The sequence below is a fragment of the Empedobacter sp. UBA2044 genome, assembly GCF_002333005.1.
In the GTDB taxonomy this organism is placed as follows: Bacteria; Bacteroidota; Bacteroidia; order Flavobacteriales; family Weeksellaceae; genus Empedobacter; species Empedobacter falsenii_B.
This window is the reverse complement of record NZ_DDBA01000024.1, coordinates 1-25081: the sequence shown is the minus strand read 5'-3', so window position 1 is coordinate 25081 and position 25081 is coordinate 1. Positions and strand designations below refer to the sequence as shown.

Here is a 25081-nt window from a genome sequence, read left to right as displayed (position 1 = left end):
AAAACAGAAAATTCTTTTGCTAATGCCATCCCCGAAGAAAGTGTGGTGGATTTTGAAGGGAAAAGTTATGTCTTTACAGAAACCGGGAAACAGACCTGGAAGATGGTACCGGTCACCTTGGGAATTTCCGAAAATGGCTTTGTTGAAATCCTCAACTTTGCTGATTTTAAAGGAAAAAAAATCGTGACCAAAAACGCCTATACCTTATTGATGAAGTTGAAAAATACCAGTGAAGATGATGAATAACAGTCAGATAAAATCTGATATATAAAATTTAAAATAATGAAAAATTCAACAAAAATATTTACCCCGCTTCATCGTAGCTTGCACTGGACAATTGCTTTACTGATGACGGTTTTATTTATCACCGGATTTCTTCGGATGAACTGGATGGGTAAAAAAACCATTCTGGGAGCTATTGAAAAAAATATGCAGGGCGTGGATTTAACCAAAGAACAATCCATCGGAACGGTAAAAAGCATTCTGAACCCGATGTGGCAATGGCATGAATATGCAGCGTATGTTTTCTTTGTAATCATTGCGGTTCGCATCATTTATATGTTGGTAAAGGGCATTCGTTTTCCCAATCCTTTTTCGGCAAACACATCAGTAAAAGAAAAATTTCAGGGATTTATTTATCTGCTATTTTACTTGTTTGTGATTGTTTCATCCATCACCGGAGCTTATCTGAAATGGTGGGATGGAGACCTGAAAGATACAATGGAAACCATTCATAAATGGGCAATTTACTGGTTTCCGATTTTTATTATTTTGCATTTTGGCGGGATTTGGCTGGCAGAAAAAACAGCTCAAAAGGGAATTGCTTCCAAAATGATTGGCGGAGATGATTAATAAATTTAAGAATGAGACATTTATTATTGATACTCATATTGTGCGTTTATCAATTGGGAATAGCACAAACGGATAGTTTGGTAACAGGTCAAAAGATGGATCAATCATTTGACCACGCCTATCAATTTAAATATAAAAAGCTGATTGTACCTTCTGTTTTTATCGGATACGGAATCCTGAGCCTGACGTCTGATGATCTGAAACAGCTGAACCGTTCCACCCAATATGAAATTGGGGAGCATCAGCCGGATAAAATAAAACTGGATAATTATACCCAATACGTACCTGCAATATTGGTTTATGGATTAAATGCTATTGGACTTAAAGGAAAACATAATTTGAAAGACCGAAGTATTATTTTAGGCACATCGTTGCTGATTTCAAGTGCTGTCGTATTACCTACCAAGCATTTGGTGAGAGAAGAACGACCAGATGGTTCTAATAATTTGTCGTTTCCTTCGGGACATACTACAACTGCTTTTACAACAGCACATTTTATGTTCCGTGAATATCAGGATGAAAATATTTGGTTAAGTTTGTCTGGTTATCCAATTGCTGTTTTTACGGGAGTTTATCGCATTTTGAATGATAAACATTGGGTGGGTGATGTGGTTGCAGGTGCCGGTATTGGAATTCTCTCCACAGAAGTTGCCTATTGGTTGTTCCCAAAAGTCAGTAAATTATTTTCAAAAGATTATAGCAAAAACAGTGCTCTTGTATATCCGTTTTATCAAAATAAAACAATGGGATTAGGTTTGTCTCTAAACTTTTGAAATTATAAAAATGAAAAATATATTTAAATTCATTGTCGTTCTCAGCATTGCCTTAGCGGCACTTGTTATGGAATTTATTCTAAAAGAACCCTATTATTCTAAAATCTTAATTACGGCAACCGGCATTTTGATGTCTATTGTTCTTCTGAAAGGAATGATCGACGTGCTTCGTTCCGGGAATTTTGGCGTGGATATTTTGGCGATTTCTGCCATTGCAGCTACGTTAGCCGTCGGTAATTACTGGGCGGCACTTATTATCCTCATTATGATTACCGGCGGTGATTCGTTGGAAGATTACGCGCAAAAAAAAGCACGGAAGGATTTAAAATCATTGCTCGATAATACCCCCCGAATTGCCCATAAAAAAACAGGTGACGATTTAGATGATGTTCCGGTGGATGATATTAAAATCGGTGACATCATCATCGTAAAACCCAAGGAAATTATTCCCATTGACGGAGTTTTGCTGAGTGAAGAGGTTCTGCTGGACGAATCTTCACTCACTGGCGAATCCAAACCGGTCAACAAAACAAAAGGAAACAGCTTATGGTCAGGTTCGGTGAATGGTTCGGGAGCCATTACAATTCAGGTTTCCAAACTTGCCAAAGACAGCCAGTACCAACAACTCGTACAGTTGGTACATAATTCCGAAAAAGAGCCGGCTCATTTTGTGCGGATGGCGGATCGGTATGCTTTGCCTTTTACCATCGTTGCCTTTTTGATTGCCGGAATTGCCTATTTTATTACCAAAGATCCCAATCGAATTGCCGAAGTTTTGGTGGTAGCTTCGCCCTGCCCGCTGATTCTGGCGGCTCCCATTGCCCTGATAGCCGGAATGAGCCGTTCCAGCAGAAATGGGGTGGTGATAAAATCCGGGACTGTCATCGAAAAACTGGACAGAATGAAAGCCATCGCCTTCGATAAAACCGGAACTTTAACCAAAGGCGATCTTACCGTAGACGACATCATGCCGGAAAATCCTTATTCTCAGGATGAACTGATTGATTTTGTAGTTAGCGTGGAACAGCAGTCTTCCCACGTTTTGGCGGTTTCGGTGATGAAATATATTGGTGATAAAACTATTCCTCTGGCTACAGATTTAAAGGAAATTGAAGGAAATGGTATCGAAGGGAAAGTTGATGGTAAACTGGTGAAAGTTGGTAAACTAAGCTTTGTAACGACTGAATCTCTTCAAATTAAAACGGAGAAAACCTCGTTGTTTGTTTCGGTGAATGACAAATATGCCGGGGAAATTACGTTTACCGATGAAGTGCGTCCCGAAGCCCGGCAAACCATTGCTCAATTAATAAAAATGGGTATCCAAAAAATTATGATGATTTCCGGCGACAAGCAAAGTATTTCTGAAAACATTGCCAAAGAAATTGGCATTACGGAAGTGCACGGTGGCTGTTTGCCGGAAGACAAACTGAAAATCCTGAAAAGTATGCCCGACGAATTTCGTCCTGTTGTAATGGTGGGTGATGGCGTGAACGATGCACCATCGTTGACCGTTGCCGATGTAGGCATTGCGATGGGTGCTAAAGGATCGAGTGCCGCGAGCGATTCGGCAGACGTCGTGATTTTAAGAGACAATCTGCAAAAAGTGAGTGATACTATTCTCATTTCCAAAGAAACGATGAAGATTGCCCGTCAATCCGTTTTCATTGGCATTGCCGTATGTACCGTGCTGATGCTGATTGCCGCTTTCGGTGTTTTACCGGCATTGATTGGGGCCGGATTGCAGGAAGTGGTGGATGTGATTTCCATTACCTCGGCATTAAGGGCTTTGAAGGACAGAACGTAACCACAACATTTGTTAATTGGGTAGTGTTCCAAATATGTTGTTATTATACAATACATTATTTTTCAATAATTTAACTATAAAATAAAAATGCTCAATAGTGGATAATCTCTACTATTGGGTATTTTTATACACTTAAAACAGCTAAAATCAATTCATTTTATAAGTTTGTGTATCAGATGTGTTGGTAGAAAATTTTAACACAGTTTAATCTTTAACAATGTATGACAAAATCAACTTTTACGATAGAAAATCGAGCAAAAATGTGTTCTATTTGTTCTAATAAACTAATCAAATATGGTAGAACTAAGGATGGCAAACAACGTTATAAATGTAAATCTTGTAACCAAACCACTGTAGAAATTTATACATACAACGCCTATCTTTCAACAATCAATTATAATATTATCCAATTAACCAAAGAAGGCTTAGGAATAAGAAGTACAGCTCGTTATTTAAAAATATCTCCAACTACACTGCTTAAACGACTTTTAGAAATCGCTTCAAAAATAGTTCCACCCAAAATAACCGAACAAGACCAAGAATTTCAATTCGATGAACTAAGAACTTTTCATAAAAAGCATCTAAAACCGATTTGGATCACCTATACGTTTTCACTTCAAACTAGAAAAATTCATACTTTTCATGTCGGTTATCGAACAGTAGAAATCTTCAAAAACCTCCTTTCCCCTATCATTCATACAAAACCAACGAAGATTTATACCGATAAACTTAATACTTATCGGTTAGTTATTCCTTCAGAATTTCATTCAACCCGTTTTCGTTCTACCAATCATATCGAAAGAAATCACCTCAATTTACGCACTCATTTAAAAAGATTAAACAGAAAAACCATTTGTTACACAAAAAATATAGCCATTCTATCTGCGATTTTAACCATCTATTTCTGGAGTTAATTTACTTTTTACTTTGTTGTTTTTTCTTGAAAAATAGAATGAATTTTTCACTATCCTTTGGATTTTTATCAATCCATTCCTTCATTAACTGACTATTTTTATTCGCTAAATCAAAGTCCTTTTTCGGAACAATCGTATCTCCTTTAGAATAAATTTCGCTCATTAAATTTTCTTTTACCTCCTTCTTTGTCTTTAAATCCTGATTAAAAAAATAAATAAACGTAGAAAGTAAAAGAAAAATAATCAAGATTAAATATGGAATAGTACGATCCTTTTTACGACTAATTTTCTCATATTGTTTCACCTCTTCCATCTGCTTTTTTGCATAAGGATCTAATGAAATTTCAGGCGCTTTATAATTCTTTAACTCATTTAAAATCTTGTTTTGTTCAGCAGTAATCGTATTTCCATTCTCAATAAACTGTTTTTGAACTGAATAAAAAGCATAAATTTTTTCATCAATTTCTTTCGCTAATAAAGCCATTCTATTAGCCTCTTTACTCAGTCCTTCTAAAATTTCTCCAGGACTTTTTGGTCTATTATTTTCATTCATATGTTTCGTATTAATTCATTTAAAATCTTCTTCCTAGGTTTCTTTTAGGTTTAATCTCTTGTTCTTGTTGAAGCATTTCTTTCTCTTTTTTCTGTTCTAAAAAAGTTTGAATATGACCCGCTTTTAACTTTTTAAACGCCTCATGACTACGAGAAAGTTCACTAAACTTCACCCCATAATTCACAGGTTTTTGTCTATTTTGTTTCCTTTTTTCATTCTCTAAAATCTCCGAAAATTGAAAAATTTTCAACCCTTTCAACCGCTCATTTTGATCAAACTGAAGATTCAATCCATAGCCTAAATCCTTCAAATGAACGGTCAAATCTTCCAAATTAGAACTCTCTTTCAGTCCATTTACTAAAACATTCCCATACTGTAAAACCTTCAATTCACTCTTTTCTTTACTCAATTCAAGCATATTCTTCCATCCCCTCTCCTGTGCTAATTCATTCGCTACAGCACTCGTTTGTTTCCCTATAAAACGTTGATTTACCCTATTCTCTCCATTGAAATCGATACGATTGACAATTAAATGCAAATGAGAAGTATCCGTATCCTGATGTAAATAAGCAATATGCTGATTAGATGACAATGCTTTCTTCTCTAAAAAATCATTCACCAATTTCTCCCAATCTTCCAAACTCCATTTCAACGTATTTTCAGCTGAAGGAGATAAAACAACATTATAAAAAGGTTTGTCTACACGATGATTCTGATGAGCCACAGCCATAAGTTCCTGGTAAATTGCACGAGCATTCTCCCCTACTATACCATTTCTACTAATTTCAGTCGCAAAGGCTTTCTGTTCTCCTTTCTCTTCACGAGAAGCATAAGCAATAGCTTTAATACTTCCCTTAGTGGTTCTCCCTATTCCGATCATCTAAATAATGGTTCATTTTTTCAATTACCTTCATCACTTCTAAATTCAAAAGAGGATCTTTGAATTTTATATAATTACTAATTCGACTAAAATTTGTTCGAAAACTTTGTAATTCTTGATCTCTACTGACGGATTGAATAATAGGAGTAACAGAAGAATTCAATAAAACATTTCGACAATATTGACTTTGATTTTGACCTGAAGCTACTACTTTTTTATGTAACAATAAAAATTCTTCTTCCGATAATCGAATGTAAATCGACTTCGATTTCCGATCAGAAGATTCCTTTTTAGGTCGTCCGCCTAACTTTCCATTTTCACTTCGAGAAGTTCGAAGCTGCTCTTTTCGAATATAATCTTCCCAATTGATTTCTTCTTCCATCATACAATAATTCAACTAAAAAATTCTAAAATTTAAACTAAAATAAAGCTCACTTAAACCATAAAAATGCCTGAAAACACAAATTGAAACAGGGTTTCAAAATTCCATTTTAGAATAAAATGATCCATCGAAGATGGAAACTTTTGTGACCGATTTAGGGAACAAAACAAGAGAACCTATGAGCACAAGAAAAGCAGAAATAACAAAATGAAATGAAGTTATTTTGCTTTTTGTATTGCGAAAGGTACATCTTGCACAAAATATTAAGCTAAACTACTGCTTTCAAACTTATTCTCCATCATTTTTTCAGATCTAAAAAACTCCTTTTTATAAATTCAGTTAAGGCAAGATACAAAATATAATGAATAAGCACAAATATTGAATTAGTTATAAAGATAAAAATAACGCAAAAAATAAATCCATATTCTACTATATGCTTTTTCAATTTTGATAGATTTTTCCATCTAAAAAAATCTATTCATAATAAAGAATGAATTCAAAATCATTTGTTTCTGCAAGCTAAAACATCATGCCTAATGTACTTCTTAGCATAATAAATAGACTATCAGTAAATTTCCAACGAATTCTATATAAAAAACAAAACATCGCTTAAAACGCAAAAAAACGACCTCAAAAGAAGTCGTTCATCATCGTTTCGCTTCCAAATTTAACGATTATACATTAAATTGACTGACAAAATTACAGTTAAAAATCTAATAATCAAATGTTTAATAGATAAAATCTATTGAAGTTGAAAAAAATCGCGCCGCCCCCTGGTGCACATAAAAAAGTCACGTCAATTTGTTTTTGTTTTTCCACTCTAACGAAAACAGTACAATTCAAGCGAACTCCTAAAAGTCAATTTTTCAGAGAAAAATGAATCCTTAAAAACTAAAAACACTATGTTTTTGTATTAATTATAACATAACTTATATAACATAACTTATCGACTTTCGATAAAAAACGTATATATATCTATAATACAATACATTGCGAGCATTTAGAAATATCTAAATAGGAGTTTTTGAATACTTAACTAGGAGTTTTTGAATACTAATATGTATGTCAACTAGGAGTTTTTGAATACTAATTAGGAGTTTGTTTTTGTAACTCCTTTTTAATATATTTGTATTCATCAACTCCTAATTAAAACTATAATGAGTATAACCATAAAGAACAAAGAAGTTTTGCAATCTTATATTCTTACTACTGCTAAGTATGACTTCAGTGTTTATGAAAAAAGGATTTTATATCGAATTATAGAGCTTAATCAAAATTTGATTGAAGGTAAGAAACTGAGTGATCGATATCAAGTCAATTCTACTCTATTCAAATCTAAAGAATATGTAATGCCTATTTCTGCTTTTTTGACAACAGAGGATAGTAAAACAGATAAAAATCACTCAAGAATAAAAAAAGCCTTGAAAGGGTTGCAACAAAAAATTATTGAATACGAAGATGAAGATGTTTATAGAAGTGCTGGTATTGTTTTTAATGTAGAAATTAACAAAACTCGTACTGAGAATGTCACATTTTATGTGGCAGATTTCATTTATCAAGCTTTAATGGATTTTTCGAAAGGATATAGAAAATATGAATTAAAGGTAGCTATGCAATTTGAAAGCATTTATGCTATGAGATTTTATGAATTGTTTTCAGCTCAAAAAACACCAATAAATTATTCTATAGAAAAATTGAAAGAGATGTTTGGTATTACAGATAAGTATAAAGAAAATAAAGATTTTATAAAATATGTTATTGTCTCTGCAAAAAAAGAGCTTGATAAATGTTCTCCATATACTTTCCATTATGAGACAATAAAAACAGGACGTAAAATTACATCAATACATTTCGTTCCAATTTACCAACCACAATTTGAAGACGAAGATATCAAGAAACAAAACTTGAACAAAAAAATGTCAAATCGTTGGTTTATTCCAAAAAACATTGAAGATTACTTAACTCATAATTTTCAGTTTACTGAACGAGAACTTAATAATAATTTAAATTTATTTGAATCAGTTTATAAATACTTTTCAGAAGAAGAAACTTTAGATTTCTTAGCAGAAATTAGAGAGCCTTCTTCTTATGCAGACAATAGAAAAGGATTTATAATAGGTGCTTTAAAGAAAAAAGTAGAAAAAAAGTTTGAAGAAATTTATCTTAAATAATACATACGTATTTAAATAAATACATTTATACGTATATACAATTAACAAATTGTAAACATTTTTGCTTATATTTGTATATGATTTCAATTTCAGAAAAATATAAAGGAATTCATCCAGGTATTGTATTAGATCGTGAATTAAAAAAACGAGCTATAAAACAACGTCCTTTTGCATTAAGTATTGGGGAACATCCTCAAACGCTTAATGCTATCATAAAAGGAAAGAGAAGTTTACCTATTTCTCTAGCGTTGAAAATTGAAGATAAATTAAATATAAATGAAGGCGATCTTGTTTTACTTCAGACATATTTTGATATAAATAAAGAGAAAGAAAAATTACAAAAGAGCACACCAAATACTTCTTTAATAAGAAAAGTATTATTTTGGGATACAGATTTTGATAAGCTAAATTGGATTAAAAATTATAAAGTAATTATTAAACGGATTTTTGAACGAGGGAATAACGAAGAGAAAAGTGAAATAATTCGATTTTATGGTAATGAAAAAATTATTGAAGCTTTAAATTCTTCCTCGACTCTACCAATTAATCTACATTTAGAATCTTAATTTATGAGTGCTTTATTTTATAATACAGTCAATCCAATTCTTAAATCAAGTTTAGAAACTCTGATGGTTTCTGATATATTTAAAGGTTTTAGATTAGTTGGAGGAACTTCATTAAGTTTACAATTAGGTCATAGAATTTCAATTGATATTGATTTATTCTCAGATATTGAATATGGTTCGATTGATTTTGACACAATAGAAAATTTTCTTCTTTCAAAATTCAATTATCTTGATTTTAACTCTGACTTAATTCCTGCATTTGGAAAATCTTATACCATTGGAGATAATAAAGATAATTCTGTAAAACTTGATATATTTTATACTGATCCATTCATTACAAATGAAATTGTAATTGATAATATTAGATTAGCTTCAATTGATGAAATTATTGCAATGAAAATTGATGTAATTCAAAGAGGTGGACGAAAGAAAGATTTTTGGGATTTACATGAGTTACTAGACAAATACGATATTTCAGAAATGATTAAACTCCATGAGAAACGGTATCCATATAGCCATGATCCTAAATTAATTCATCACAATTTGACAAATTTTTCAATAGCTGATGATGATTTCGATCCAATTTGTTTAAGGGGGAAATATTGGGAATTTATAAAAGATGATTTCGAAGAATTAGTAAAAAAGTAAATACGTATAAATGTATATACATTTATACGTATTTACTTTTTATTTTCTTAAATACTGATTTAAAGCCTTCTCTATGATTTCTTTCATGTTAGAATCCTCTTCAATTGCTCTCTTTTTTAAATCTTTTAATAAATCTTTATTTAACCAAAGCATATAACTTTTCTCATTATCTCTCTTACTTTCCTTAACCTGAACTACTTTTTGTTTAGGTGGATTAGATTTTTGAATATTTTTTAATTTATCAAAAGCATTTTCCATTACAACATATTTAAAATTTCATTAGACAACTTTTCGATTTCATTTTTTGCTTGAGAATCATTAGTTCCCATAACTCCTCCATTTAAAAAAGAACTACCGTAAGAAATTCTATCGTGAATAGATGACAAAATTGGTAATTCGTATTTTTCTAATTGCTCAATAGCTTGTTCCTTAATTTTTACATTTGGTTTCAACATATTCAAAACAATAGCAGCTTTCAAATCTTTATTCCTTTTTTGGGCATTCTTGATTAATTCAATAGTTGTAGAAATTGCCATGATATCTGGAACTCCAACTTTTGTTGGAACTAAAACAAAATCAGATTCTTCAAATATTGGTTGAATTGTATCGATAATATAAGGAGGACTATCAATAAAAACTACATCGTATTCCGAGTCTCTAAGTTTCTTCATCGTCTTAAAATTGATGATATCAAAATCTTCAACTATAGACTGAAGATTCATAATAGTACCTTGAGGATCTACATCAGTTAAAGCTATTTTGACATCTTTACTGAACCTATAAGAAAGATTAAGAGCTAATGTACTCTTTCCTACACCTCCCTTTTGATGGGCTATTGTAATAATTTTACTCATAAATACGTATATACGTTTATATCTATATACAAATATATGTATTTATATTATATATTAAATAATTATTGTAATTTTAACTCATTAAAATAATAATTACGTCAGCGTAGGTTTCTTTTTAGAGTTTAATATTCAAAACGGAGAAATGGATCAAGAAAATTATAAAATAGTACAATCTATGATGGTTCATCGACCAGATCATCCACTTGTTAAAGCATTTATTGGTAAACTTTTACTAATTGAAGATGGCTACCAAGTCAATAAAAAAGGTTATATAGAAAAGCCCTGGTATGATTCTATTATCAAAAAACAGATTAAAAAATACAATGATAACCTGGTTATTTTTTAATTTATATACAATCATCTCTTCTATAAAAGTCGATTTACTATCATTATAGAAGAGATGATTTACTCTTTATTTTTGACCGTTTTGGATATGTTCATTGAACGTAAAAATGCGGTTTTCAGAGCATTTTCAAGCTCAGAATCATTTATCCAAAACGGCACTTACACAAAGTCAATTACTTAATCTAAATTATTTAGGTAGATAATAATCATTATGTTAAGTAAGATATTTTTAAAGAAACATTGACTTATTTTCGATTTAAAAATTTATAATCGAAAATTAATTCCTAATAAAATATAACGATGGTTTAATGTATAATTAGAATAACTATTATAATAATCGCTGATATTTTTAATGTCAAATGATTTATTATTTAGAAGGTTAGCTCCTCTTATATATAAAGTATAATTGTCTTTTTTAGGTCTAAAAAACATATAAGTATCTAAGAAATTATAACTACTATTTGATTTTAAATTAGGTTTATAAAAATCCCAAGTTAAATTAAAAAATAGTGAATTTATTGGTTTAATTAATAATTTTGTAGAATTATTAAGTGAAGAAAATTCAAATTTCTGCTCTAATCCTTCTGTGTTATTTTGATTATATCGATAATTAAAATCATTCTCAAAATTAACTGGAAATTTAAATGATGATTTTACGAAAAAATTAATTGTATAACTTTGATTAATATTTGTTCTTAAATCCGAATTATTAATTTGATTTTGATAATTCATCCTATTATAACTTCCTCTCAATCTTATATTTGTTCTTAATGGATAATAATATTTTTCGACAGAAGTTGACAAACCTAAAGATTCATTTTTAGTATCTAACAAAAAACTCGAAATTTTAGTCAAATCATTTTCAATTAAAATGGTTGAAAATATATTGTTTTTATTAATTTGATAATAACCATTTAGTATCCAATTAAATTGACGATAAGCATTTTGACTAGAAAAATCAAAACTAACTTTTTTAATCTTTTGAAAATCAAATGTGTCTAAATTCTTTTGCAAAGTTCTGTGATTAGTTAAAATATAATTTTGATATAAATAATTTTCTTGTGGTAACAGTTGATCTGATAATAAATTAAAACTCAACCTATTTTGAGCATTAAAACTATATATTAAGTTAATTATAGGATTAAAAACCGAACGCTTTATATTATTTTCATTGTTATTTAACCAATAATTTTTCAATTTTAACTGATTTACCCAAATTAATTTACCGATTACAAAACTATATTTACTTTCAATCGTGCTGTTGATAATTTCGTAATCTAAATTATTTTGAAAATCACTTTCCAAAAGTTCTTGACCTTGAAATAATTTAGACTCCAATTTATTCTGAATAAAACTTTGATTCGCATTAATTTCGTACTTACCTAATTTATTTCTTCCAAAAAAGTTAAATCCAACTGTTGTGAAATATTTTGTAAAAGAGCTTAATTGTATTGAATTTGAAACAAAATTAGTAGAACCTAAAAAATCTATTCCAGGAAATAAATCAAAATCTTGTGGTTTATCATTTACTGAAAATTGAGTATATAATTGTAAACTATTTTTTGCGCTAATTTTTTCGGTATACAATAAATGATTTCGAAAATATTTATTTTTTGACCTCAAATTACTTTCAAATTGATTTCTATAATTAGAATCGTAAAAATTACTCGTTGACATTTTTTCAAAACGATAAATCATATCATTTTCAATCATTGATTTGTTTTTATTCTTCCACGTCAATTTCAAATTAAAATCATACAAGATTGGTTTTTTAATAACTTTATTATTCTCCGAAAGATTAATTATACTGTCTCCATTAAAATTATAAGACGTTTCATTGGAAGTTTCATATCGTAAATGATCATTTAAAGCCGTAAAATTAAATCGAAGATTTGTAGCTTTAGAAATTTTATAAATTGTGTTTGTATTTCCGTACCAGTATTTATTTTGATTAGCTCTTTGTGTCCCCACATCACTACTAAAAGTTGTTTCGGTAATTGCTTTAGGTGCTAACTCTTCCTTAATTTTAGAACTTGTGACATCACTATTACCTGAAAAATAATCGTAAGGCGTTTCGTTAAACCCCGTGTTATTATATGATAATGTCGTAAAGTTTTTGATCACATTAGAAACAATTAAGCTATTTGCTTTTGTTTGAATACGATTTTCTATTCCTCCTGCCAAATCAAAATTTGCAGAGACATCAGCCATTCCTTTTTTCAATTTAAGATTTAAGGCTACTTGGTCTGTATATTTTATATTTTTTAAAAGTGGATTCTCTTCGAAATTATCAATTGCTTGTACTTGTTCTATTATTTCTGGAGAAATATTTTTAGATCCATTCGTATATTGATTTCCAAATAAATCATCTCCGTCTAACAATAATTTCTCTATTGGTTTATTCTTATATTTAATTGTTCCATCACTTTCCACTTTTATTCCTGGCATTTTTCTAAGAACATCTTCTATACTTTTATCTAAATCACTTCTGTAGTGATTGACATTGTAATTTATTGTATCATTATTTACAGTAAACGGTTTTGAGTTTTTTATTGTAACTTCCTTTAGTTGAATGTTACTTCTTAATAAAACAAAATCTATTTGATTTTCTAGTAATAATTCTGATCTTATAATTATTTTAAATTCTTTTTCAAACCCTAACTTATAAACTTCTAAAAAAATTGTATCGCTTACTTCAGATAAATCTATTTGATAAAATCCATTAGATTTAGTTGATGTAAATTTTTCTATTAATTGATTGTCTTTATTTTTTATCAAAACAGAAACAGATGAAAGTGATGTTTTTCCTTCATCTGTTATATTTCCTTTTATAATTTGTGCTTGTATAAAACTCCCTACGAAAAAGAGAATTGATAAAAATAAATTTCTCAAATGTATTGTTTTAATCTACTAAACACTCTATTTTACACTTCGGAACACTTTCTGTTATTTCATTACCTTGAGGGGTTACAACTATTCTATTATTTTCTTTGTACCATTTTTTATACATCTCTTGGAATTCTTTAAAATTAATAAATTTCATATTATCCTTGTATGGATTATCTATCTCTATATTTTCATTTTTCAATGTTATATCTGTTGCTGTTATTTTAAATTGATTATCTAAAGAATATACCTCAAGTATTACACCTGGTAATCCATCAAACTTCCAAGGTCCACCATAAGTAAATCCTAATTCTGTTGTGAAATAAGCTTGATATTTACGTCCATAATATTCCATTAAAGCCATCTGACATTCATAACCAAGAACTTTTTTTGTTTCATTAGTTAGTTGCCATTTAAAAACACTAATAGGATCTATTGTAAGAAACTCTTTAAAAGCTATATTGTTTTTGTAATATATTTTATTCTTTTGATAATCTTTATACATATTACTTACTCCTTCTTTACTTATAATTTGTATTAAGTTTTCATCTAAATCCATGTTTTTTTGCTTAAAATCAATCGTAAACAATGATTTTTCATCACTTAAGGATAGATAAGATGGTCTAGTTGAATTTGGTAATCCTTCCCAATTATATTCATATTTATATTTTATAGTAAGACTACTCTGCGCAAACAGAGTAGCCATAAATAATGTAAATAAAATATTTAATATTATTTTCATTTATTTTATTCAAAAATTATACAGTCCCTCCTTGTTCTCTTACATAATTTTCTGCAAACATTTTCACAAGTCCGCAATTTGATGCTGTAGATCCGGCATTACATTCGGTAAAAGTTTTTACTACTTCATCGTTATATGTAACTGTAGCAGTGCAACATGCTACTCCATTTACCTCCACTGTAGTCATTTTTATTTCAAACCCAGATGATTTAGTTTCATTTGCCATCGCAAATGTTCCGATAAGTGCAAAAGCACTTACTAATAAGATTTTTTTCATTTTAATGTATTTTAGTTTTTAATAATTAATCATAGTTTGCAACCTATAATTACCCATTAACGTTAATTAGTTTAATATTAATAATAATTTTAGAGAAAAAAAAGTGCACATTAAAATTAAATAATTAAAACCCAAAAGTTTAACATTAGCCATATTTATAAATCTTCTATAACGTGTTTTATATAAAATACAAAACCTCCAATTGGAGGTTTTTTTATGTTCTAGAATTTCAATTATGTTAAATAGAAGTATAATGAATTTATTTTTATAATTTTCATTATAGATAAAATACTAACGTGCTTTTTCCACTTCGTGGACTGAACTTTTTTACAATTAAAAATAATACTCTATAAATCAATTAAATATTAAAAAAATATATACTATATTTATCTGTGAAGTTTAAATAAAAAGTATAATGAGAAAAATATATCCAGCAAGAGTTTCTTATAAATTATTAATAATAATTTTTTTAATTTCTTATTTACCTATAATTATAGAATTAATAAAGGAACAAATAATAACAAAAAGAATAATTGGTATTTTCATTTTTATGTCATTAATAATCTTTCTTGTTTCATATATTTTTTTTAAAACAAAATATATCATTGATAATCAGCATTTAAATATAGTTTGTGGTTTTTTCAAATACTCTGCTATTGATATTAATGATATAACAGAAATAAACAAAACAAAAAGTTTTATTGCAGCTCCAGCTCCTTCGTTTGATAGAATCAAGATATCTTATAATAGATATGATAATATTATTATTTCCCCTAAGAATAAAATGGATTTTATTAATAATTTGTTATTAATAAACCCTAAAATTAATAATAAAGTGAATTAACATTAAAAAAATATAACCAAATAAAATTTGAATTATGAGAAAATTTATATTCCTTTTATTTACTTTTTTTACAAGTATATTCTTGTTAACTAATTGCGATCAAGACGATACTATTAATTATGTTGATAATAAACCCAGTGGCGAAGAACTTTTTAAAGCTATTTTTTTTCTAGAAGGAGATTTAGCTAAAAGAATTTCATATTATCAACCAATATTAGCTCAAATGGATGAGTTTGAAAAAAAACATCCTGAAATTATAAAATCAAAATCTCAAAAAATTAATTATTTTATAGAATTAATCAAAAAAAACGATAATGCTTATTTTAATAATTTAAAAAACTCTATTGAATCTAAAGATGTTAAAAAGGTAGAATCTAGTATTTTACAAGGTGGTGATTTAATAAAAGCAGTTGCTATTATAGATTATTCTAAAATGAATAGCTCTGATGTTTTGGATAAATATGATTTTTCAAATAAAAATGATTTAAAGACTTTTTTAAAAAATAATGAGAAAACTTATGAAAAATTATTAAATGATGACGAAAATAGCATTCAAAATATCAATCCAAACAAAGAAGCTTGTTTATTTCCATATGCTGTTGTTGCTGCAGTTGTATGGGAAGCTGCAGCTGCTGTTAATGTAGTTGCAATAGCAACAGCTGTTGCTATTACAAAAGCTGCTTTTTGGGATCCTACTGAATCTGTTGAAGCAAATAGCAAAAATTCTCTTGAAAAAGATATTTTCCTTAAAGAAATTACTTTTGATTTAACTGAATGAAACTTATTAAATATCTTATAATCACAATAGTTATGTTATCTTTCATAACTATTGTTTTTATTACTTCACTTCCAATGTCTGTATTTAATATTTCTTTCTCAAAAAAATATAATACAGGAATCTTAATACCTGAAGGATGGGGCTTTTTCACAAAAAACCCTAGAGAAAAAATCATAACAATGTATGAGATTAGAAATAATGATACAATATCTTTGACTTATAAAAACGCATCATCAAAAAATTATTTTGGATTAAGTAAAAAAAACAGGCGTATAAACTTTGAATCAAATATTTTAATCGCTCAAGCTAACAAAAGTTTAATTTGGTATAATAAATCACAAAAAAATCCAAAATTCATAAAAATAAAAAGAACTAAAAGAATCCTATTTATACCTTCCGGCAATTATGTAATTATTGAAAAAGAAATACTCCCTTGGTCATTTGTGAAATATAAAGAATATTATAAAAATGAATATAAGATTGCCTACATATCTATTGAATAAATTCATTTCAACACTAAAAAAGAATAATGAAAAATTGTTAATGTTATTCAATTCTTTTTCAAATAACACTATTCAAACACCTATATATGGTATTTCAAGAAGTTTATTGGCTTTTGGCACACTTATTACTTTTATTTTCAGTAACGAAAAAATTCTTTTTGATCCTGATATTAATTTCTCAAATAGATATGTAAAAACCATTTTTGACGACATAAATTTCTTTTTCCTTTTTGATTTTGATAATCTTATATACGCAAGGTTTATAACTATTATAATTTTAATTATTGTTATTTCAGGTATATACCCTAGGTTTACTGGTGTTTTTCATTGGTGGATATCATTTAGTTGGTTCCAAGCAGGAGCATTAGTAGAAGGAGGAGATCAAATAACAGCAGTAATAACATTTTTATTAATTCCTATTACAATTTTAGATAAAAGAACTTCTCACTGGGGAACAGATGAAACTAATAATAATTATATTTTAAATTTTGTTTCTTATTTATTTTTATTTCTTATTAAATTACAAATTTGTTTTGTTTATTTCCATGCTGCTGTTGAAAAAATATATAAAGTTCCAGAATGGGTTGATGGCACTGCCATATATTACTTTTTTAAAGACCCTGTATTTGGATACCCTGATTGGATGGATCCATTTTTATCATTAATTATTGAGTCTAAAATTGTCTTTTTTATAACATGGGGAACGATTTTATTTGAATTAATATTAGCAGGTGCTTTTTTTATGGATAATAATAAAAAAGTTTACTTATATCCATTAGGTATAATATTTCATCTCATTATATGGTTAATATTTGGACTTTCTTCTTTTTTCTTTGCAATGGCAGGAGCATTAACGCTATATTTAATACCTGTTTCCTATTACAAATTGATAAATAAAAAACATACATTTTTACAATAAGTAGTGTAAGTTAAAAATCTATAACACATTTTATGTAAAATAACATAATAAATCCTCCAATTTGGAGGCTTTGGATGTCCTAACTAAAATTCCATAGTAAGAAAAGGTATAAAACTTACTTAACATGATGAAAGGACAAAAAAATCATTACGAGGCGTCATTTAAATTGCTAGCAGTAGAATTGAGTTATGAAAGAAGTAACATCTCAGAATTAGCTAGGGAAATTGGAATAAAAGCTTCATTATTATACAAATGGCGCAAAGATTATCAAGAATACGGATTCAATAGTTTTCCAGGAAAAGGCAATTTAAAGCTAACAGTAGAACAGGATCGAATAGTAGAATTAGAAAAGAGACTAAAAGATGCTGAATTAGAACGTGATATCTTAAAAAAAGGCAATCAGCATTTTCTCTAAGAACGGTCGATGAAATACAGATTCATAAAGAATCATGAGCTTAAATTTCCGATTGAGAAAATGTGTTTTATATTAAAAATCAATTACAGCAGCTATTTTAAATGGAGAAAGAGAGGTTATTCCAATAGACTTTTGAGAAAAAATTTGATGTTGAATAAAATAACATATTTATATTTTGAATTTAAGCAGAGATACGGAAGTCCTCGAATTCATTCAGAATTAAACGCTTTAGGTTATAGAATATCACTTAAAACAGTTGCTAAATAAATATATGCAAGAGCTTGGTTTAAGAAGTAAATTAAGTAAAAAGTTTAGAATTACAACAAATTCCAAACACAATTATTTAACTGTGAATAATCTACTTAATCGATATTTTAGTACTTCAAAACGTTCAATGAAATGGGTATCAGACATTACTTAACTTATATTCAAACTCAAGAAGGATTTTTGTATTTAACAACAATCATCGATTTATTTGATAGAAAGGTCATTGGTTGGAGTTTAAGCCACACTATGAGTACAGAAGAAACGAGTTTAGTAGCATGGCGTATGGCTATAAAAAATAGATCAATTAAAAAAGAAATGTTATTTCATTCCGACAGAGGTGTTCAATATGCTTCGAAGAAGTTTACAAACGTGCTTGATTCTTATGGTGTTATTCGTAGCATGTCTAGAAAAGGAAATTGCTGGGATAATGCTGTAGTTGAGAGTTTCTTTAAATCTTTAAAGAATGAAATGATTTATGGAAATAAATTAATTACCAGAGAAAAAATAAAAACGAAAATTTTTGAGTATATTGAAATTTGGTATAACAGAAAAAGAAGACATAAAGCTTTAGATTATAAAACGATCTTTGAGTTTAATAATAATTTACAATTTTTAAAATATGTAGCTTAGCTTATACTGGAAAATTCAGGGGGATATCCAAATCAAACATTGTATATATTGTCGATAGCGAAATGGAGCGTATAAAGAACGACCCGAATTTACAGCATTTGATACAGGAGGGATAATATTGAATTTTTAAATCATTTATTTTGAAATATTTTAAATTACAGCGTCTTATAAAAGAGAGCAGACTTTTTTATTAACTTTGTTAAGTGAAAAAAATGTTTTCAATATTATTATTGTCTGTGTATTTAATTTCGACAACTGAATTAGGTCAGTTATTGAAGTTTCCTATACTTATAGAGCATTATTTCGATCACAAAGAAAAAAATCCGGAGGTTACTGTTTTGCAATTTTTGGAAGTTCATTACGCCGGGAGCCATCTGGAAAACCATCCACACTATGACGATTATGAACAAGACAAACAATTACCGTTTATCGTACATATCGATGTTTTGAATATCAGTTTTGTACTTGTCCCCCCTTTTAGTTTTGATATAGAAACCAAAGAACTTGTAGGCAAAGAAACGAAAACATTGCCTTTGGACGATACATTTTCTGATAACAATTACCGTTCTGCCATCTGGCAACCTCCGAAATTCTGTTAATCTTTTTTGATTTCCACGATGAATCCTTTCATCGTGCATTTGCTGTTTGATAATACTTTCATTCGGGCAGTCGGTGTATTTTGTGTCCGCCTGTAGGATTGATCATGTATTCGAAACGTCAAATCTCTTTATTTATCATTTACGATTAACAGAATAAATTATGCTTACAAAAATCATTGAGTTTTCTGTAAAGAACAAACTCATTATAGCATTATTGGTTCTTGGTTTAATCGGCATTGGCTCTTATCAGGTAAGCAAATTACCGATTGATGCCGTGCCGGATGTTACCAATAATCAGGTGCAGGTTATTACCATCGCTCCTTCTTTTGGAGCCACCGATATCGAACGTCTGGTTACTTTCCCGATCGAGCAGGCGAACTCCAATATTTCCGGACTCAAAGAAATCCGCAGTTTTTCCCGTTTCGGATTGTCCTTGGTTACCATTGTTTTTGATGATGGTATTGATGTGTATTGGGCAAGGCAACAGGTTGCAGAGCGGCTGCAGCAGGTTCAGAACGAAATTCCGCAAGGTATCGGAACTCCGCAATTAGGACCAATTTCAACCGGTTTGGGCGAAATCTACCAATATGTCGTTCGTCCTAAAGAAGGTTTTGAACAAAAATACGACATTACCGAACTCCGCAGCATTCAGGATTGGATTGTGCGTCGGCAGTTACTTCAGGTCAAAGGCGTGGCAGAAGTCAGCAGTTTTGGCGGCAAACTGAAGCAATACGAAATTGCCGTAAATCCCGACAGACTCAATGCTTACGGCATTACCATCAATGATGTTTTTGATGCACTGAATGCCAATAATCAGAACACCGGCGGGGCTTATATCGAAAAAGGGCCAACCGTTCTCTACATCCGCAGCGAAGGTTTGGTGGGTAATATTGAGGATATTCAAAATATTTCCATTAGCAATAAAAACAATGATGTACCATTGTTTATCCGCGATGTAGCCGATGTAAAAATTGGCTTTGCCACCCGTTACGGAGCGATGACCTACAACGATCAGGGTGAAGTTTCCGGTGCTGTGGTGATGATGCTGAAAGGTGCTAACAGCAGTCAGGTCATCAAAGATGTAAAAGCCAAAGTGGCTCAAATCCAGAAAACCCTGCCCGAAGGCGTGGTGATAGAACCCTTTCTTGACCGTACCAAAATGGTGAACAATGCCATCAGCACGGTAGAAAGAAACCTTCTGGAAGGTGCATTAATCGTGGTATTTGTACTCGTTTTATTTCTCGGAAATTTCAGAGCCGGCTTACTCGTGGCTTCGGTAATTCCGCTGGCCATGCTTTTTGCCATTTGTATGATGAACCTTTTTGGGGTGAGTGGCAACCTGATGAGTTTGGGTGCTCTGGATTTTGGATTAATCATTGACGGAGCCGTCATTATTGTAGAAGCCGTCCTGCATCAGTTGGCACTGAATCCAAAGTTCAGGAATCTGCTGAAAATTCCGTCCAACGATATGGACAATGTGGTTACAGAATCTGCCGGAAGAATGATGAACAGTGCAGTTTTCGGACAAATTATCATCTTCATTGTGTACATTCCGATCCTAACATTGCAAGGGATTGAAGGGAAAATGTTCCGCCCGATGGCAGAAACGGTGGCGTTTGCATTATTAGGTGCATTTCTGCTTTCCCTAACCTACATTCCGATGATGAGTTCGGTTTTGTTGAAGAAAAGAAGTTTAAAACCTTCGTGGTCGGACAGGGTAATGAAGAAAGTAGAAGCGCTTTATTTGAAAACCTTGCTGAAAGTTTTACGCATTCCGAAAACCATTTTTACCATAATCGGGATATTGTTCATCACGGCAATAATTCTGCTAAGCAGAATGGGCGGCGAATTTATTCCGTCTTTGGAAGAAGGTGATTTTGCGGTGGATACCCGCGTTTTACCGGGCAGCAACCTTACCACCACGATTGAAAGTACGCAAAAAGCAGCCCATATCTTAAAAACCCGTTTCCCCGAAGTGGAAAAAGTGGTCACCAAGATAGGAAGTGGAGAAGTGCCTACCGATCCGATGCCAATGGATGCTTCGGATATGATGGTCATTCTGAAAGACAAAAAAGAATGGACTTCCGCCAAAACGTTTTCCGAATTATCAGAAAAAATGAGCAAAGCACTGGAAGATGTGCCCGGTATTACAGTTGGTTTTCAGTATCCGGTAGCGATGCGTTTTAATGAACTGATGACTGGTGCAAGACAGGATGTGGTCATCAAAATCTTTGGCGATAATCTGGATTCTTTGGTGCAAAATGCCAACCAACTCGGTAAAATCATTGAAACGGTAAAAGGTACACAAAACCTTTATATAGAACCGGTTTCCGGGCTTCCGCAGGTGGTGGTAAAATACAATCGTCCCGTGATTGCTCAGTATCATCTTTCTGTTGCAGATGTCAATCGGGTGATTAATACCGCATTTGCCGGACAGAGTACAGGTTTGGTTTTTGAAGGCGAAAAACGCTTTGATATGGTAGTACGCCTGAATGCCAGTGACCGAAAAAACATCAATGATATTCAAAATCTATTGGTTCCAACACCTGCAGGCAATCAGATCCCGCTCAATCAGCTGGCAACCGTAGATGTGGTGGAAGGTACCAATCAAATTCAACGTGAAAATGCACAACGCCGTATTGTCGTCGGCTTCAACATCAAAGACCGTGATGTGAAAAGCATTGTGGAAGAATTGCAGGGTAAAGTGGACAAACAGATTAAACTTCCGGCCGGCTATTCTATTACGTATGGCGGTTCTTTTGAAAATCTGAACAACGCCAAACAACGGTTGATGATTGCCGTTCCGCTGGCATTGGCATTGATATTTGTCCTGTTGTTTATGGCGTTCAAGTCGATTAAAGAAAGTCTTCTGATTTACACCGCCATTCCGTTGTCGGTCATCGGAGGTGTATTTATGTTGAATTTACGCGGAATGCCTTTCAGCATCAGTGCTGCCGTTGGTTTTATCGCTCTTTTTGGCGTAGCGGTTTTGAACGGTATTGTATTGATTTCAGAATTTAACCGACTGCATAAAAACGGCATTAGAAATATCGTCAGAATTGTGATTGATGGCGGCGAAAGCCGATTGCGTCCGGTATTGATGACCGCAGCCGTTGCCTCCCTCGGCTTTATCCCGATGGCAATAAGCACAGGTGCTGGAGCAGAAGTGCAGCGACCTTTGGCGACCGTGGTAATTGGCGGACTGATATTGGCCACTTTGCTCACCCTTTTTGTCCTACCGCTTTTATATGTCAATATCGAAAATGGATTTAAAATGAAAAAACCAAAATCCAAACATGTCGCCTCTGTTCTGTTGATTTTTATGCTGTTTTCAGGAATAAAAATGAAGGCACAAACCATAATTTCTTTAGATGAAGCCGTGCAAACAGCGTTGCAAAACAATCGCAACCTGAAAAATGAAAAACTGCGTTCGGATTATGCCAAAGCATTGATTAAAACTTCTAATGCCGATATTCCGCAAACCGCAGTTACAGCAGATTACGGACAAATAAATAGTGCATACAACGATATGAAATTCGGGATTTCACAGAGCATCGCTTTTCCAACTGTGTATCAGAAACAGAAAAATTTGCATTCCGAAGAATGGAAAAAAAGCCAGTTGAATGTTTCGCTTAAAGAATTTGAACTGAAAAAAGCCGTCAGCCAAAGTTATTTCCAGATGGTGTATTGGAAAGATAAGGAAAAATTGCTGAATGAAACGTTGCAACTGTACACCCAATTTTTAGACAAAGCCAGTTTGCGTTTAAAAGCTGGAGAAAGCAATATTCTGGAAAAAACAACGGCTTCCAACCAAAAATCGGCGATTGAGATTCAGTTGAAACAAGTGCAGCAGGAAATAAAAACCTTGCAGTTGCAGTTCAGTTGGTTGCTCAATTCCGAAACGGAATATCTTCCTTTGGAAAATTCCAGACCGGTTCTTTTGCTTCAGGAAAATGCTTCGCATCCCTTGTTACATGTATTGGAACAGCAAAAAACGGTTGCCGGCAAACAAACCGAAGTGGAAAAATCCAGACTTCTTCCGGGTTTGCAAATCGGTTATAATCTCAATTCGTTCAAAGGTATGGGACCTGATGATAAACTGTATTCTGCTACACCACAGTTTCATTCGGTGATGGTAGGTGTTGGCATTCCAATATTTTCAGGCGGACAAAAGGCAAGAATTCACGCTTCTAAAGTGGCGGAAAGCATTGCGGAAAACGATTGGCATAATACGGAATTTGCATTAGAGAAAAAACAGAAACAGCTCAAGCAAATGTATCAAACGAATCTCGAAATCATCAACCGTTACGAAACTGATGAACTGAAAAATGCAGACATCATTACCAAAACAGCACAGCAACAATTCATTAACGGAGAAATCAATTATCTGGAATTTGTAATGCTCGTCAATCAGGCAGTTTTGCTCAAAAGCAATTATGCAGATGCCCTATTGAAACTAAACGAAAGCGTGGTTGAACTGAATTATATCACGATTCAGTAGTTGATGAACAGGATATTTTAAACAGTAAACAGAATTTTTCAAATCAATATATAATTAGACAAGAAAATGAAAATATTAAAATTATACGGTTCTTATTTTTTGGTCTTGATAGTACTGCTTTCCGCAGTTCAATGTCAACAAAAACAAGAAACCACCGCCACCAAAACTGCAAATCCGAAAGACGAAAACACGGTTACTTTCACCGATGCACAGTTACGCAATGCCCCCATTGAAACCACAGAACTGTCGATGCAGCATATTTCCACCGTATTGAAACTAAACGGGAAAATTGATGTACCACCACAAAATCTGGTTTCCGTAAGTACACCGCTGGGCGGCTATCTGAAAAGCACCCGCCTTTTGCCTGGGATGAAAGTAGTTAAAGGTCAGGTAATTGCCGTTATTGAAAATCCGCAGTTTGTACAGTTGCAGCAGGATTATCTGATGGCAAAATCCAAATACCACTTTGCCCAACTGGATTATAACCGACAAACTAAGCTCAACCAAAGCCAGGCAAGTAGTGATAAAGTGATGCAGCAGGCACAATCCATTATGAGCGATCAGAAAATTCTGATGAATTCCATTGCCCAGCAACTGAAGTTGGTCAACATAAATCCGGCTAAGATATCTGCCGGAAATATTCAGCAGAGCGTACCTGTCTATAGTACCATCAACGGTTTTGTGAGCAAGGTGAATGTGAATGTAGGCAAATATGTAACGTCTTCGGATGTGCTGTTTGAACTCATCAATCCATCGGATATTTACCTCAATCTAAAGGTGTATGAAAAGGATTTGGAAATGCTGAAAACCGGGCAACGGATTGTGGCTTATACCAATGTAGATCCTTCAAAAAAATATGCCGGCGAAATTTTGCTGACAAGTAAAGATGTGGACGGAAGTGGCATGGCTGAGGTGCGTTGTCATTTTGAAAAGTACGATCCGGCTCTTATTCCCGGGATGTATATGAATGCCGAAGTG

Annotated in this window: 26 protein-coding genes and 1 pseudogene; 19 read left to right on the top strand and 8 right to left on the bottom strand. The window is 31.7% G+C overall.

All coding sequences use genetic code 11. The annotated features are described in order from the left end of the window. From B4E59_RS03975 to B4E59_RS03955, 5 genes and pseudogenes are all read left to right on the top strand, one after another. A pseudogene (locus B4E59_RS03975) lies at positions 1–246 on the top strand (efflux RND transporter periplasmic adaptor subunit); the annotation flags it as partial. A gap of 36 nt (positions 247–282) precedes the next feature. After that, positions 283–852, top strand: coding sequence for a cytochrome b/b6 domain-containing protein (locus B4E59_RS03970; protein WP_291051511.1), 570 nt, complete (start codon positions 283–285; stop codon positions 850–852). Positions 853–905: 53 nt separating this feature from the next. Further along, a complete protein-coding gene (locus B4E59_RS03965; RefSeq protein WP_291051509.1) occupies positions 906–1625 on the top strand; it encodes a phosphatase PAP2 family protein in 720 nt (239 codons plus the stop codon). Between the two features lie 10 nt (positions 1626–1635). Next, a complete protein-coding gene (locus tag B4E59_RS03960) occupies positions 1636–3429 on the top strand; it encodes a heavy metal translocating P-type ATPase (protein WP_291051507.1) in 1794 nt (597 codons plus the stop codon). A gap of 221 nt (positions 3430–3650) precedes the next feature. Beyond that, positions 3651–4343, top strand: coding sequence for an IS1 family transposase (locus B4E59_RS03955; protein WP_291051505.1), 693 nt, complete (start codon positions 3651–3653; stop codon positions 4341–4343). 1 nt (position 4344) lies between these two features. On the opposite strand, the gene B4E59_RS03950 is transcribed toward B4E59_RS03955, so the two are convergent. The 3 genes from B4E59_RS03950 to B4E59_RS03940 are packed head-to-tail and all read right to left on the bottom strand — an operon-like array spanning position 4345 to position 6158. Next, positions 4345–4896: a hypothetical protein gene (locus tag B4E59_RS03950; protein WP_291051503.1), complete on the bottom strand. Its 552-nt coding sequence runs from the start codon at positions 4894–4896 to the stop codon at positions 4345–4347. 19 nt (positions 4897–4915) lie between these two features. After that, positions 4916–5776: a relaxase/mobilization nuclease domain-containing protein gene (locus tag B4E59_RS03945; protein WP_291051501.1), complete on the bottom strand. Its 861-nt coding sequence runs from the start codon at positions 5774–5776 to the stop codon at positions 4916–4918. Continuing rightward, the gene (locus B4E59_RS03940) at positions 5751–6158 is read right to left on the bottom strand and encodes a plasmid mobilization protein (RefSeq protein WP_291051498.1); all 408 of its coding nucleotides are present in this window, start codon (positions 6156–6158) and stop codon (positions 5751–5753) included. Before B4E59_RS03940 ends, B4E59_RS03945 begins: the two co-directional genes overlap by 26 nt. A gap of 1157 nt (positions 6159–7315) precedes the next feature. On the opposite strand from B4E59_RS03940, the gene B4E59_RS03935 reads away from it, so the two are divergent. From B4E59_RS03935 to B4E59_RS03925, 3 genes are all read left to right on the top strand, one after another. Beyond that, complete coding sequence (locus B4E59_RS03935) at positions 7316–8329, top strand: replication initiation protein (protein WP_125350716.1); 1014 nt, start codon at positions 7316–7318, stop codon at positions 8327–8329. A gap of 77 nt (positions 8330–8406) precedes the next feature. Beyond that, complete coding sequence (locus B4E59_RS03930; protein ID WP_125350715.1) at positions 8407–8895, top strand: helix-turn-helix transcriptional regulator; 489 nt, start codon at positions 8407–8409, stop codon at positions 8893–8895. 3 nt (positions 8896–8898) lie between these two features. Beyond that, complete coding sequence (locus B4E59_RS03925; protein ID WP_125350714.1) at positions 8899–9543, top strand: nucleotidyl transferase AbiEii/AbiGii toxin family protein; 645 nt, start codon at positions 8899–8901, stop codon at positions 9541–9543. 39 nt (positions 9544–9582) lie between these two features. Here B4E59_RS03925 and B4E59_RS03920 read toward each other — a convergent pair whose 3' ends face one another. Then, positions 9583–9801, bottom strand: coding sequence for a ribbon-helix-helix protein, CopG family (locus B4E59_RS03920; protein ID WP_125350713.1), 219 nt, complete (start codon positions 9799–9801; stop codon positions 9583–9585). Then, positions 9801–10397 (bottom strand): nucleotide-binding protein, encoded by a 597-nt coding sequence (locus B4E59_RS03915; protein WP_125350712.1) that lies wholly within the window; start codon positions 10395–10397, stop codon positions 9801–9803. Before B4E59_RS03915 ends, B4E59_RS03920 begins: the two co-directional genes overlap by 1 nt. Before the next feature lie 142 nt (positions 10398–10539). Here B4E59_RS03915 and B4E59_RS03910 point away from each other — a divergent pair, with 142 nt between their 5' ends. Then, positions 10540–10743 carry a hypothetical protein gene (locus B4E59_RS03910; protein ID WP_125350711.1) on the top strand — a complete coding sequence of 68 codons (204 nt, stop codon included), beginning with the start codon at positions 10540–10542 and terminating at the stop codon, positions 10741–10743. 263 nt (positions 10744–11006) lie between these two features. On the opposite strand, the gene B4E59_RS03905 is transcribed toward B4E59_RS03910, so the two are convergent. From B4E59_RS03905 to B4E59_RS03895, 3 genes are read right to left on the bottom strand one after another with little or no spacing between them, the layout of a single operon-like run. Continuing rightward, positions 11007–13634 carry a hypothetical protein gene (locus tag B4E59_RS03905; RefSeq protein ID WP_291051490.1) on the bottom strand — a complete coding sequence of 876 codons (2628 nt, stop codon included), beginning with the start codon at positions 13632–13634 and terminating at the stop codon, positions 11007–11009. 10 nt (positions 13635–13644) lie between these two features. Then, the gene (locus B4E59_RS03900) at positions 13645–14370 is read right to left on the bottom strand and encodes a GLPGLI family protein (RefSeq protein WP_291051487.1); all 726 of its coding nucleotides are present in this window, start codon (positions 14368–14370) and stop codon (positions 13645–13647) included. A gap of 16 nt (positions 14371–14386) precedes the next feature. Next, positions 14387–14647, bottom strand: a complete 261-nt coding sequence (locus B4E59_RS03895; RefSeq protein ID WP_291051484.1) for a hypothetical protein — start codon at positions 14645–14647, stop codon at positions 14387–14389. Positions 14648–15062: 415 nt separating this feature from the next. Between B4E59_RS03895 and B4E59_RS03890 the strand changes: the two genes are divergently transcribed. The 10 genes from B4E59_RS03890 to B4E59_RS03855 all read left to right on the top strand — a co-directional run. Further along, positions 15063–15491 (top strand): PH domain-containing protein, encoded by a 429-nt coding sequence (locus B4E59_RS03890; protein WP_291051481.1) that lies wholly within the window; start codon positions 15063–15065, stop codon positions 15489–15491. A gap of 34 nt (positions 15492–15525) precedes the next feature. Continuing rightward, positions 15526–16269 carry a sporulation delaying protein family toxin gene (locus B4E59_RS03885; RefSeq protein ID WP_291051478.1) on the top strand — a complete coding sequence of 248 codons (744 nt, stop codon included), beginning with the start codon at positions 15526–15528 and terminating at the stop codon, positions 16267–16269. Then, entirely contained in the window at positions 16266–16772 is a 507-nt protein-coding gene (locus B4E59_RS03880; protein ID WP_291051475.1) for an SdpA family antimicrobial peptide system protein, read from the top strand. Before B4E59_RS03885 ends, B4E59_RS03880 begins: the two co-directional genes overlap by 4 nt. Beyond that, entirely contained in the window at positions 16738–17691 is a 954-nt protein-coding gene (locus B4E59_RS03875) for a sporulation-delaying protein SdpB family protein (RefSeq protein WP_291051472.1), read from the top strand. Before B4E59_RS03880 ends, B4E59_RS03875 begins: the two co-directional genes overlap by 35 nt. Before the next feature lie 124 nt (positions 17692–17815). After that, a complete protein-coding gene (locus tag B4E59_RS14640) occupies positions 17816–18106 on the top strand; it encodes a transposase (RefSeq protein ID WP_414646270.1) in 291 nt (96 codons plus the stop codon). 9 nt (positions 18107–18115) lie between these two features. After that, positions 18116–18373, top strand: coding sequence for an IS3 family transposase (locus B4E59_RS14635; protein WP_409410648.1), 258 nt, complete (start codon positions 18116–18118; stop codon positions 18371–18373). Between the two features lie 132 nt (positions 18374–18505). Then, entirely contained in the window at positions 18506–19003 is a 498-nt protein-coding gene (locus B4E59_RS14630; protein WP_312081825.1) for an IS3 family transposase, read from the top strand. 212 nt (positions 19004–19215) lie between these two features. Beyond that, positions 19216–19602: a hypothetical protein gene (locus B4E59_RS03865; protein WP_291051469.1), complete on the top strand. Its 387-nt coding sequence runs from the start codon at positions 19216–19218 to the stop codon at positions 19600–19602. Positions 19603–19762: 160 nt separating this feature from the next. Beyond that, positions 19763–24103 (top strand): CusA/CzcA family heavy metal efflux RND transporter, encoded by a 4341-nt coding sequence (locus B4E59_RS03860; protein WP_291051466.1) that lies wholly within the window; start codon positions 19763–19765, stop codon positions 24101–24103. Between the two features lie 66 nt (positions 24104–24169). Next, positions 24170–25081 (top strand): efflux RND transporter periplasmic adaptor subunit (locus B4E59_RS03855; protein WP_291051462.1); only part of this gene is annotated, 912 nt, incomplete at its 3' end.